The sequence below is a fragment of the Streptomyces sp. NPDC056600 genome (assembly GCF_042792855.1).
Lineage (GTDB): Bacteria > Actinomycetota > Actinomycetes > Streptomycetales > Streptomycetaceae > Streptomyces.
On sequence record NZ_JBHTVQ010000005.1, the window covers coordinates 1 to 11,928 of the forward strand.

Consider the following 11,928-nt stretch of genomic DNA (forward strand, 5'->3'; position numbering starts at 1 on the left):
GGGCTGCGCCCCTCGCACCCCGCCTGCTGCGCAGGCGGGGTGACGGCCCCAGGGTTTCACCCTGGGGCTGCCGGCTTCCGCTTCGCTGCAAGCCGGGGCGGCGGGTCCGCTGCGCTCCCCCGCCTGGGGCCTTCCGGCTGCGCCTTCAGGACCCTTGCGGCCCGCTGCCGCGAGCCGAGCTGGCAGAAGGGGTCACGTTCCGGGTTTGCCTGCGTCGTGCGCGCCGGTTGGCTGCCAGGAGGCCTACCCACAGGAGAACATGCAGGGCTGCCGTGACGGTCTGTCCAGTGCTGGCGCCATCGCTCACCTTCCACACGAGCAGGCCCGCACTGATGCAGAGCATCGGCCAGTACACCCACAGGGCCCATCGTTGGCCTGGCTTAGTCCACTCCGGCGTCCTGTTCGAACGTTGTGTCATACCAGTCTCCCTCATGGAGAGACGGTTCCCTTGCCGGCCCGGCACACCCCTGCCTGACTCGTTCAGCGGACTGCCGCACGAGCCGACCGCCTGCTGCGGCCAGCCGCGGGCCGGGGGTGCGACCGGAGTGGGGGACAGAGTCAGGCGGGTGACGGAGTGATGGGCAGGAGGGCTGGCGTGTGACGGGGCGAGGAGGGGCGGCTGGGTTGAGGAGTCAGGGATTGGCAGGGCTGTCGTGGTTCCCTGCTTGAAGGATCGGTGCATCATCCGATGCAGCATGTAGGATTGGTGATTGTGACGGACACGCTGTGGTGGGTTAAGAAAGCCTAATCGACCCAGCTTTTCCAACGGGGGTATTCAGGTTCACACTGTCCGTTTTCAATTGCCGGCTGGTAAGCATCTTCGGGACTCTCCCAATTCCCGTATGAAGCGAAGACGCAGTCAGGGTGCACCGGCTGCCAGCCGTACCAGCCAGCTGACATCAGCAAGACGAGCAGGAGAGAGGCGAGAAGGTGCCTGAACGTCGGAGGGCCTGAGACAGGACGGATCACACCCGGAGCGTAGGGCATCTGAGATTACCCGTCAGGTCTGCCGACTGCACCACGTGCCCCGCTTATGCCAGCTCATCTCAGAATGGACACCATGGCCGCCGTTCAGCTCCGCGAACACCAGACCGCCCAGAAGTCGGCATTCCGCCGCTGGGCGGGATTCCCTGCAAGGTCATCCGTGCCCCCGCGGGGTGCCCGCGCCACGATCGTGTCAGCGACCGGCTCTGGCAAGACCATCACAGCGGCTGCATGCGGGCTGGAGTGCTTCCGCGGCGGCCGGATCCTCGTGACGGTGCCGACCCTGGACCTCCTCGTCCAGACCGCCCAGGCATGGTGCCTGGTCGGCCACCAGGCGCCGATGGTTGCGGTGTGCTCACTGGACAACGACCCCGTGCTGAACGAACTGGGGGTGCGCACCACCACCAATGCCATCCAGCTCGCCCTGTGGGCCAGCACCGGGCCCGTCATCGTGTTCGCCACCTACGCCTCCCTCGTCGACCGTGAGGACATCGACGCCCCCGAGGACCAGCGGAAGGTGCGCGGGCCGCTGGAGGCCGCCCTGGCGGGCGGGGAGCGCCTCTACGGGCAGCGCATGGACGGCTTCGACCTCGCCATCGTGGATGAGGCCCATGGAACCGCTGGTGATCTTGGTCGTCCCTGGGCGGCGATCCACGACAACGCCCGGATCCCGGCGGACTTTCGGCTGTACCTGACCGCGACCCCGCGCATCCTCGCCGCTCCCCGGCCACAGAAGGGCGCGGACGGCCAGGAGGTGGAGCTCGCGACCATGGCCGACGACCCCAACGGCACCTACGGCGCGTGGATCGCCGAGCTCGGTCTGAGCGAGGCGATCGAGCGGGAGATCCTCGCCGGGTTCGAGATCGACGTCCTGGAAATCCGCGACCCCTCCCCCGTCCTGGGAGAGTCCGAGGAGGCGCGGCGCGGCCGGCGCCTGGCGCTGCTGCAGACCGCGCTCCTGGAGCACGCCGCCGCGTGGAATCTCCATACCGTCATGACGTTCCACCAGAAGGTCGAGGAAGCCGCCGCGTTCGCGGGGAAGCTGGCGGAGACGGCAGCCGCGCTGTACGTCAACGACGCCACCGACGACGATCTGGCCGCCGCGGACAAGCTGCCGAAGTCCTCCATCGACGCGAAGTTCTACGAGCTCGAGGCCGGCCGCCACGTACCCCCGGACCGGGTCTGGTCGGCGTGGTTGTGCGGCGACCACCTCGTCTCCGAGCGGCGCGAGGTCCTGCGCCAGTTCGCCAACGGTATCGACGCGGCAGGCCGGCGCGTGCACCGTGCGTTCCTCGCCTCGGTGCGGGTGCTCGGGGAAGGCGTCGACATCACCGGCGAGCGGGGAGTCGACTCGATCTGCTTCGCGGACACCCGCGGCTCCCAGGTCGAGATCGTCCAGAACATCGGCCGCGCGCTCCGCCTCAACAAGGACGGCTCCACCAAGGTCGCCCGCATCATCGTGCCGGTGTTCCTGGAACCCGGTGAGGATCCCGCCGACATGGTCGCCAGCGCCTCGTTCCGCCCTCTTGTAGCGGTCCTCCAGGGCCTGCGCTCGCATGACGAACGGCTGGTCGAGCAGCTCGCTTCCCGGGCGCTCACGAGCGGCAGGCGCAAGGTTCGCGTCCGGCGCGAGGAGGACGGGCAGATCGTGGGTGCCGGCGGGGAGGGCGACGGCGAGGACCAGGAGGACGACGACACGCAGGCCGCCGCCGAAGCTGGCCTGCTCCACTTCTCCAGCCCGCGTGACGCCGCCACGATCGCCGCTTTCCTGCGCACGCGGGTCTACCGGCCCGAATCGCTGGTGTGGCTGGAGGGCTACCAAGCCCTCATCCGGTGGCGGGCGGAGAACGGGATCACCGGGCTCTGCGCCGTGCCCTACGACGTTGAGACCTCCGTGGGTACGACGAAGGCTTTTCCGCTCGGGCGATGGGTCCACCAGCAGCGGAAGGCCTTGCGAGCAGGTGAGCTGGAGGATCGGCGCAAGAGCCTGCTGGATGCGCCGGAGGCCGGGATGGTCTGGGAGCCGGGCGAGGAGGCGTGGGAGAACAAGCTCGCCGCGCTGCGGTCCTACCGGCGTGCCATGGGGCACCTTGCACCACGTCAGGACGCGGTGTGGGGCGAAGGCGAGGTGACAGTGCCGGTCGGCCGGCACCTGGCCAACCTGCGCCGCGAGGGCGGACTCGGGAAGAACGCGGAGCGGGCGCAGCGGCGTGCGGCGCAGTTGGCCGCGGTCGACGCGGACTGGAACTGTTCGTGGCCGCTGGACTGGCAACGCCACTACCGCGTCCTCGTGGACCTCGTCGACGCTGACGGCGCTCTGCCCGACATCGCACCGGGTGTGCTGGTGGAGGGCGACGACATCGGGCGGTGGCTCCAACAACAACGTAGGCCGAGCGTCTGGACGCAACTGTCGGCCGAACAGCGGGAGCGGCTGACCGTGCTGGGCATCACACCGCCGCTGGATGCCCTGTCTCTCGCACCGGTGGCCGCGTCTGCGACGAAGGGACTGGGCAGGGCGCAGCAGGCGTTCCAGCGGGGCCTGGCGGCGCTCACGCAGTGGGTCGAGCGGGAAGGCGCGGACCGGCCGGTGCCGAGGGGTCACAGCGAACAGATCGCGGTCGGCGGCGAGGCGGAGCCGGTGGTCGTGAAGCTGGGCGTGTGGGTCTCGAACACTCGCGCTAGGCGAGACAAGCTGACCGCGGAGCAGCTCGACGCGCTGCGGGAGCTGGGCATGCGGTGGGCGAAGTGATCAGGCAGTAGGTGCCACTGTCGATCGGGGGTGAGGGCGGCGAGTGCGAGGTGCGTGCCCCAGAAGTCATCGGGCTCTGCCGACAGGGCGCTGGGCCGGCGGAGGTGTTCACCGCCGTGGGGGAGACGGTGGACCGGCTGGAGGTGCTGCCCGACGGGATCCGGCTGCGGACCCTCTTCGAGGGTGCGGTGGGCACTGGGGCCGGCGACTGCGGCTGCTGGGCCGAACTGGCCGTGCTGGTCCGCGTCCTGGGGTCGGTGGCGGGCCTGGCGGCCGTCGGGTCCCTGCTGGCCGAGCAGGGTGCCTGGCGTGCCGTCGACAACGGGGGCGTTCTGCGGATGGGGTGCTGGAGGCCATTACTCTGGAGCACTTCTGGCCGGACGGCGTCGCGGTCTACTACCGGGACGTGCGGGAGTTGCGCGAGCGGTTTTCCTACGGCTGGGGCGTACTGCGGCCCCAGCCTTGGGTAGGGGGATTCCGTGCCTTCGGCGCGGCGGAGGAGCCGGTGGTGCCGGTCGGTGACGGCTGCCCGGTGGGGCTGGTCGTCCGGGCCGAGGGCGATCCGGTGGACCGCTATGACGGCGGAGTCGCGTTGGTCGGCCGGCTGGGCCACCGGCTGCTGATGGTGGCCGACTGGGGCGACCGCGAGGTCTGTGCGCTCGGCGGCAAGGAGCAGCTGGACTGCCTGGTCGACCGCTACCTGGTGGAGGGCGAGCTGCCGCCGGCCGCGCCGCCGTGCCGGGCGTGGCGGCGCGGCTGGGCGTCCCGGTCGACCGCTGAGCGGCACCTCCGCGGGGTGAGGGCCCCGACTGCGGCGCGGTCGGGGCCTCGTTTTGCGGTTCAGGGTCTCAGTCGAGCTTCGCCGACCAGTATCCGGCCGGGTCCGGGATGTCGTGGCGCACGGTTCGGCGGCGGGTCAGCAGTTCCCCGTCGCGGCGCACCAGTTCGTCGTGGATGGTGGCGCTGGGTTCGAAGGTCACCTGCCCCTGCTCGTCGGTCACGCTCACCAGGGAGCGGAAGGCGACTGCCACGGTGCCGTCCGGATGCTCCTCGATCACCAGTTTGTCGAACCAGTGCCGGAAGATGGAGGTGCCGTAGTGCGGCAGCGCCTTGCGCATCTCGGTGACCAGTTGCTCGCGTCCCGCCAGCTCCCAGCCGTCCTTGGCGTGCGCGTAGACACCGTCCTCGGTGAAGGTGAGGGCGAACTCTTCCACCTTCCGGTCCTCCAGCAGCGGCAGTTGGTAGGCGTAGAACGCCTGTACCTCCACATAGAGCCCGGCCGGTACCCGGGGCCGGGTGGTACCCAACGTCTGTGACACGGTGACTCCTTTTGACCGCTCGTTCGCCGCTGACGGGCGCGGCGCGCCCAGGATTCCGAGGCGGGCTCGACGGTGGATCGCGGTCGGCTGGACCCGGGCCGGCGGCGTCCGGTCGACCCGTGGTGCAGCGGATCTCGAGGGCTCCACGTCACGCTGGCCACACCGGAAGTCCCGTCACCACAGGAGGCCGCGAGGATGCCTGCCGACATGCAGCTGGACCCGGGTTTGGCGGAGGCCGCGGAGAAGGTCCGTATCCTCGCCTCCCGTCACGCGGCCGAGGCCGACCGAACCCGGAACCTGTCGCCCGAGGTGGTGGCGGCGATCCGCGAGGCCGGGTTCGCCCGCCATTTCGTGGCTGCCCGCTGGGGCGGCAGCGAGGGTTCGTTCGCCGAACTCACGCGCGCGGTCATGGCGGTGGGCGAGGGCTGTCCGGCGACCGCCTGGTGCGCGTCGCTGAGTGCCTACTCCGCGCGTTTCGCCTCGTACCTGCCCGCCGAGGGGCACCACGCGCTGTGGGGTGCCGGGCCGGACGTGGTGGTGGCGACCGCGTTGATGCCGGCGGGCAAGGCCGTCCGCACGGGCGGTGGCTGGCGGGTCAGCGGTACCTGGCACTATGTCAGCGGTATCGGCTTCGCCGACTGGACGTTGGTGTGTGCCGCTGTGGCGGGTTCCGAGGGTCCGCCGGAGCTGCGCTTCTTCGCGCTTCCCAGCGGTACCTACGGGGTCCAGGAGACCTGGGACAGCGTGGGCATGCGGGCGACGGGCAGCCACACTCTGGTGGCGGACGGCGTCCTGGTGCCCGAGCACTTGTCCTTCGCCCGTGCGGACATGCTGACCGGCCGTAATCAGGACTCCGACGTGGCGTCCCACAATGTGCCGTTCCAGGCCGTCGGCGGGCTGACCTTCGTGGCCCCGGTGGCCGGCGCGGCCGCCGGGGCGATGAACGCCGCGGTGGCGGTGCTGACCGGCAAGCGCCGCACCCAGTCCGTGGAGCTCCAGGTGACCCGGGCGGCGGCGATGGTGGATGCGGCCCGGCATCTGGTCGAGCAGAACGCGCGCACCATCGACGAGCGCGGTCTCACTCCGGAGCTGATGGCCCGCAACGAGCGCAATGCGGTCTTCGCCGCGGAGCTGCTGGTGGAGTCGGTCGGCCTGGTGGTCGCCGCGTCCGGCTCGGGGGGTCTGGGTGAGGGCCTGCCGCTGCAGCGGTTCTGGCGCGATGTCACTTCGGCGGCCAGCCATGTGGCGCTCAAGTACGACACGGCTGCCCGGAAGAACTACGCCGCCGTCCTGCTCGGTCCGGAGGTATGACCATGGCCCCCATCGAGGCGCCTGCGGCGGAGGCCGAGGTCCAGGCGTTCCCCTTCAGCGGTTCCAGCTACCGCGGTCCCGCGCCGGGTTACGACCGGCTGCGCGTCGAGGAGCCGGTGGCGCGGGTCCCGGTGCGCGGCGGCGGTCATACGTGGGTGGTCACCGGCTACGTGGAGGCGCGGGAGGCGCTGACCCATCCGGGCCTCAGTCGGGCGGCCATGTACGGGCCGGGCGCGCCGGAGTTCGAGGGGTTCCTGAAGGCGCCGCCGGAGATGATCGCTTCCATGGACCCGCCGGAGCATACCCGGCTGCGCAAGTTGGTGACCAAGGCGTTCACCGTGCGGCGGATCGAGCTGATGCGGCCGCGTATCCAGGAGTTGGTGGACGGGCTGCTGGACCGGATGGCCGCCGGCGGTACATCCGCCGATCTGGTGGCGGATTTCGCGTCGCCGCTGCCGCTCACGGTCATCTGCGAGCTGCTCGGCGTGCCCGTGGGTGACCAGGAGAAGTTTCATCTGTGGGCCCGTCAGTTCGCCTCGGTCTCCGGTCCGCCCGAGGTGGCGAGGGAGGGGGCCGCGATGTTGGGGATGTACATGACCCAGCTGATCGCCGCCAAGCGCGAGGAGCCGTCCGACGACCTGCTGTCGGCGCTGATCGCTGCCCGGGACGAGGACGACCGCCTCACCGAGCAGGAGCTGGTCGTCTTTGGATACGCCTTGCTGGGCGCCGGTTTCGACACCACCGCCTGCCAGCTCGCCAACTCGGTGCTGGCCCTGGTCGAGCACCACCCCGGGCAGTGGCGGCGGCTGGGCGAGCACCCGGAGGAGGTCCCCGACGCGGTGGAGGAGTTGCTGCGCGGCGTCAACCTCTTCGCCACGGACACCTCCGGCTTTCCCCGGCTCGCCGTGGAGGACGTGACGATCGGCGGGGTGACCGTCCCCAAGGGCGACCCGGTCTTCATCATCCTGTCGTCGGCCAACCATGACCGTACGGTCTTCGCCGACCCCGGGCGGCTGGACTTCGACCGGCAGAACTCCGACCGTGAGGACCGTCGCGGCCACATCGCCTTCGGCCATGGCATCCACCGCTGCCTGGGCGCCCCGCTGGCCCGGCTGGAACTGGCCGTGGCCATCAGCGGGCTGGCCCGGCGGTTCCCGTCGCTGCGGCTGTCGGTGCCGGAGAGCGGGCTGCGCTGGCATCCGGGCGATGTGAACCACAGCCTGGCGGCGCTGCCGGTGCGCTGGGACGACCCCAGTTGATCATGCGGCCGGATACGGCGGGCGCACACGGACGGCCCGGACCTCTGTGGAGGTCTGGGCCGTCGTGGTCTTTGGGCGGGGAATGCCGGCGTCGGAGTGGCGCGGGATGCCCCGCGCGGGCTCCCGGGTGAAGGCGGGCATCGGCGGACGTCCGCGCGCCGGGGTGCCGTCGGTCGGCGGCTCGGGGCGCGGGGATGGGTGGCGTGCGGGTGTCAGGCCGTCTGCGGGCGGCGGGTGCGGGTCTTGAGGCCGAAGCCGGGGGCGGTGGTGGCCTCCTCGGGGGTCAGGTCCGTGTCGCCCGCCGGCAGTCGGCGGCTGATCATGTGGTCGGCGGGCCGGTTCACCGGCTCCACTCCGACCAGCCGGCCGGCGTGGAAGCAGAACACCGAGAAGCGGTCCTCGGCGGCATCGCCCGCCGCCTCGGTGCGGTCGTGCCCTGTGGTGTTCCCGGCGATGTGGAGCCTCAGCTCGTACTGCTCCGTCCAGTACCACGGTACCGCCGGATAGCGTTCCGGCTGCCTGCAGATGGCCGCCGCTACGGTGCGGGCCTGGTTGGCGGCGTTCTGCACGGACTCCGGGCGCGGGTGGCGCCCCGTGTGCGGGCTGGGGAAGCGGGCACAGTCACCGATCGCATGGATGGCGCTGTCGCTGGTGCGCAGGTACTCGTCGACCACGATGCCGTCCCCGACCCGCAGCGCCGCGGCGGCCGCCAGTTCGGCGTTGGGCAGCACGGCGACGCCGACCGCGACCAGGTCGGCGGGCAGCCGCTGCCCGCCGTCCAGCTCGGCCACCCGCACCTGGCCGCGCGCGTCGCCGCGCAGGGCCACCAGCTCGACGCTGGAGCTCCACTCTGCCCCCCCTGGTCGCGGTGGGCCGCGACCAGGCGCTCGGACATCAGGTCGGCGCGGGCACGGGCGGGGTCCGGGGTCGGGCACCGGTCGCCGGCACCGCGTGGTCGTACGGGAGCCGGCGGCCGGATGCCAGGCCGACGCTTCTGCCCTCGCGGTCCGGCTGGACGGCGCGGTCGGCGCGCACCGGCTCGATCTGTTGGTCGGCGAATCACGAGGCGGGGCGCGGTTCCAGCTCGGTCGCCTCCAGACGGCCGGCCAGGAAGGGCCTTGGACGGCGGCGGCTGCTGGTGGGGCAGATCGGGCAGGTCGGGCTCGTCGTCGACGAGGGTGATCCGGCTGTCGAAGCCACGGGTGCGCAGGGCGGCCGCGGTGTCGGTGCCGGCCTGCCCGGCGCCGACGACGACCACGGTCGGGACGGCCGTCATGGCGCCCTTCTTCTCCGGTGTACCCGTACCGCGGTTCCGCAGGGCTGTCGCAACATCCTCTGGGGTGGAGGTCTCGAGACGGCAGGGGGCGCCCCCGATCACCGGGAGCGCCCCCTGCTCGGCGGTACGGCGTCAGCTGAGGTCCATACCGCCGTCGAGGGTGATGATCTGGCCGGTCACCAGCTCACTGGCCGGCTCGGCGAGGCGGGTGATCCAGGGGGTGATGTCGGCGACGTCCCCGACGCGGCCGAGCGGGATCTCGTTCTTCACGTGCTCGAAGAGGCCGGCGACCTGCTCCGGGCCCAGTCCGTTGGCCGCATAGGCGTCGGTGCGGACGAAGCCCGGGGCGATCGCGTTGACCCGGATGCCCCGGGGGGCGAGCTCCGCCGCCCAGCTCCGGGTCAGGCTGTGCACCGCGGCCTTGCTGGCCGCGTACACCGAGCCGCCGGGCGACGGGTTGTGGCCCGCCCGGCTGGAGACCAGCACGATGGAGCCGCCGGGTGAGCGCAGCAGCGGCAGCAGCCGTCCGGTGAGCAGCAGTGGGCCGGTCAGGTTGATGTCCAGCACCTCGCGGACGACGTCCGCGTCCAGCGCGTCCAGCGGGCTGAAGCGGAAGACGCCGGCGTTGTGCACCAGGACGTCCAGGGTGCCGCCGCGAGCTTGGACGGCCTCGGCGACCGCGTCGGCGCCGGCGGCCAGGGTGACGTCCGCGGTCACCGGGACCACGGCGGGGTGCAGGGCGGCGACCTCGGCCAGTCGCTCGGGGCGGCGGCCGGTGATGATCACGGTGGAGGCGCCGAGTTCGGCGAAGGCCAGGGCGGTGGCCCGGCCGATGCCGGTGCCGCCGCCGGTGACGACCACGGTCTGCTCGGCGAAGGTCTTGTCGGACATGGGGGCACGCCTTTCTGTCAGGTCAGCCGGGCGACGACGGTGCCGCTGAAGCGGCGGTCGAGCAGGGCCAGGAAGTTGGCGGGCAGGGCGGCCGTTCCGCCCTCGACGGCGGTGTGCGGGAAGACGATGCGCTCCTCACGCAGCCAGCGGCCGAAGTGCTCGTTCCAGTCGGCGATCTGCTCGGGGGTGTGCAGGGTGGCGAAGGGGCGGAGCACCAGTTCCTTGGGGAAGGCCGCCATCAGGTCCAGCCGGGGCCGGCCGCCGTCCCCCGGGCCGAGCTGTCCGGACAGTGCCCCGCAGAGCGCGAAACGGGCGCCGGGGGCGGCCGCCTTGACGGCTCCCTCGAACTGCTCGCCGCCGACGTTGTCGAAGAAGACGTCGATGCCGTCGGGGGCCAGTTCCTTGAGCTGCTCGGCCACCGGGCCCTCGTGGTAGTCGAAGGCGGCGTCGAAGCCCAGCTCCTGCACCAGGAAGTCGATCTTCTCCTTGGAGCCGGTGCTGCCGATGACCCGTTTGGCGCCGCGCAGCCGGGCGATCTGGCCGGCCAGCGAGCCGACGCCGCTGGTGGCCCCGGAGACGAAGACGGTGTCCCCGTCTCCGACCTGGGCCATGTCCACCATGCCGCGCCAGGCGGTGGGGCCCTGGGAGAGGAAGTACTCCGGGGAGGGCAGCAGTTCGCGGTCGCGGCGGAAGAAGGCCTGCGCGTAGTTGACGGCGTAGTCCCGCCAGCCGAAGAAGTGCTCCACCAGGTCACCGACGGCCAGGTCGGGGCTTTGTGAGGCGACCACGGTGCCGACGGTGCGGCCCCACATGGCCTCGCCCGGCTGGAAGACCGGGATCGGCAGGTCGGTGCCGGGGATCATCTGGTCGCGGTAGACGGCGCCCAGCGACATCCACTCGTTGCGGACGACCACCTGGCCGCCGGTGGGCTCCGGCAGCTCGGCCTCGGCCACGGTGAAGTGCTCCGGCCCCACCTCGTCGTCCGGGTAGGAGGCGAGCCGCACCTCGCGGCTCACGGCGGGGATGGACTCATGGGTCATGGGTGACTCCTCGGTTGTCTCGGGCGGTTCACCAGGCGACGGGCAGGGCGGGCAGGCCGGCTCGCGCCGAAGGCCGGCTCGCGCCGAAGGCCGGATGGGGGTGTCGGCGCGGGTGGGGTCCAGCTGGTCGGGGGCGGCGAGGGCCTTGGCGTCGTGGTTGGCGGAGGCGAAGGCCGGGGACACCGCGTGCCCGGTGGGGATGGTGACCCCGCCCCCGGGTGACGTCCTGGGTGGTGATGCGGGCAGGCCCGGGGGGGGTTGGTGGCGAAGAGGTTCACCCCTCGCAGCAGTTCCTTCACGGCCGCGGGGAGCAGCGGCGGGTCCTCCCCCGGTGCGCGCCGGGTGTCGGGGTGGTCGGCGATCAGTGCGGAGAGGTCGTCGGCGGTGGGGTGCTGGCGTTTCTCCGCCGCCAGGCCGGCGAGGTACCCGCCGAGCTGGTCACGGGTGGCGGTCGCCTCCTCCTCCGGGCCGCGCACGGTGGCGAGCTGCCGTACCCGGCTGTGGGAGCGGTCGTGGTCGGCCTGTGGGACGCCGGGCAGTTCGCGGATCACGGTCGGCGCCAGAGGGGTGGCAGAGCCGTTCAGCAGGTCGGCGGGGGTTTCGTCGGGAGCCTTCTTGGCGACCGGCTCGTCCAGCAGCCCGTCGGCCGGCTCGGTCGTGTGGGGTTCGATGGAGCGCTCCCGCGCGGCGTCGAACGTCTGCTGCGCCGGCCGGCGCGGCCGGGTGTGGTCCGGCGGGTTCAGCGAGACGATTGTTGTGGGCGGTGCCTGGGGCTGGCCGCCGAGCTGCGGCGACCTGGGGGGGTGTGCCGCCGCCCGGTTGAACCGGTGGTCGGCGGCCATCGACCGGATGTCCTCGTATCTGGTCACCGGCCGGGTGGGGCCGCCCTCCGCCACCGCGGCCCGGGTGACCGGCCGCTGCGCCCGCAGCCGGGCGGAGCGGGGGTCGGGCCGTTGGAGGGTCGAATCGGGGAAGGGCGAGGGGGAGGGGTCCTCGGCGGGCACGGTGCCTCCTCCGCGTCGCGGGCCGTCGGTGTCTGCAAGTTCGCGGCCGGGGGACGCGCGGACCAGCAGCACGCTAGGGGGATGCCCTCGAAGCC

General features: G+C 72.0%; 8 protein-coding genes and 2 pseudogenes. 4 read left to right on the forward strand and 6 right to left on the reverse strand.

Features of this window, described 5'->3' with window-relative positions; genetic code table 11:
- The first annotated feature begins 1,060 nt into the window (after positions 1–1,060).
- Together ACFRAV_RS03995 and ACFRAV_RS04000 are read left to right on the forward strand one after the other, a co-directional pair.
- The gene (locus ACFRAV_RS03995; RefSeq protein ID WP_382551423.1) at positions 1,061–3,733 is read left to right on the forward strand and encodes a Helicase associated domain protein; all 2,673 of its coding nucleotides are present in this window, start codon (positions 1,061–1,063) and stop codon (positions 3,731–3,733) included.
- Positions 3,734–4,265: 532 nt separating this feature from the next.
- Positions 4,266–4,448, forward strand: a pseudogene (locus ACFRAV_RS04000) (alpha/beta hydrolase); the annotation flags it as partial.
- Positions 4,449–4,581: 133 nt separating this feature from the next.
- On the opposite strand, the gene ACFRAV_RS04005 reads toward ACFRAV_RS04000, so the two are convergent.
- The gene (locus tag ACFRAV_RS04005; protein ID WP_382551425.1) at positions 4,582–5,052 is read right to left on the reverse strand and encodes a nuclear transport factor 2 family protein; all 471 of its coding nucleotides are present in this window, start codon (positions 5,050–5,052) and stop codon (positions 4,582–4,584) included.
- Between the two features lie 195 nt (positions 5,053–5,247).
- On the opposite strand from ACFRAV_RS04005, the gene ACFRAV_RS04010 reads away from it, so the two are divergent.
- Positions 5,248–6,363: an acyl-CoA dehydrogenase family protein gene (locus tag ACFRAV_RS04010; RefSeq protein WP_382551427.1), complete on the forward strand. Its 1,116-nt coding sequence runs from the start codon at positions 5,248–5,250 to the stop codon at positions 6,361–6,363.
- 2 nt (positions 6,364–6,365) lie between these two features.
- A complete protein-coding gene (locus ACFRAV_RS04015; RefSeq protein WP_382551428.1) occupies positions 6,366–7,622 on the forward strand; it encodes a cytochrome P450 in 1,257 nt (418 codons plus the stop codon).
- 212 nt (positions 7,623–7,834) lie between these two features.
- On the opposite strand, the gene ACFRAV_RS04020 is transcribed toward ACFRAV_RS04015, so the two are convergent.
- The 5 genes and pseudogenes from ACFRAV_RS04020 to ACFRAV_RS04040 all read right to left on the reverse strand — a co-directional run bounded on the left by ACFRAV_RS04020 (position 7,835) and on the right by ACFRAV_RS04040 (position 11,833).
- The gene (locus ACFRAV_RS04020) at positions 7,835–8,449 is read right to left on the reverse strand and encodes an oxidoreductase C-terminal domain-containing protein (protein ID WP_382551429.1); all 615 of its coding nucleotides are present in this window, start codon (positions 8,447–8,449) and stop codon (positions 7,835–7,837) included.
- A 275-nt stretch (positions 8,450–8,724) separates the two neighbouring features.
- Positions 8,725–8,898, reverse strand: a pseudogene (locus ACFRAV_RS04025) (FAD-dependent oxidoreductase); the annotation flags it as partial.
- Positions 8,899–9,030: 132 nt separating this feature from the next.
- On the reverse strand, positions 9,031–9,789 hold the full coding sequence (locus ACFRAV_RS04030; protein ID WP_382551431.1) for an SDR family NAD(P)-dependent oxidoreductase: 759 nt from the start codon (positions 9,787–9,789) through the stop codon (positions 9,031–9,033).
- A 17-nt stretch (positions 9,790–9,806) separates the two neighbouring features.
- The gene (locus tag ACFRAV_RS04035; RefSeq protein ID WP_382551432.1) at positions 9,807–10,829 is read right to left on the reverse strand and encodes an MDR family NADP-dependent oxidoreductase; all 1,023 of its coding nucleotides are present in this window, start codon (positions 10,827–10,829) and stop codon (positions 9,807–9,809) included.
- Positions 10,826–11,833 carry a hypothetical protein gene (locus ACFRAV_RS04040; RefSeq protein WP_382551433.1) on the reverse strand — a complete coding sequence of 336 codons (1,008 nt, stop codon included), beginning with the start codon at positions 11,831–11,833 and terminating at the stop codon, positions 10,826–10,828. The genes ACFRAV_RS04035 and ACFRAV_RS04040 overlap by 4 nt, the downstream gene beginning before the upstream one ends.
- Positions 11,834–11,928: the final 95 nt, after the last annotated feature.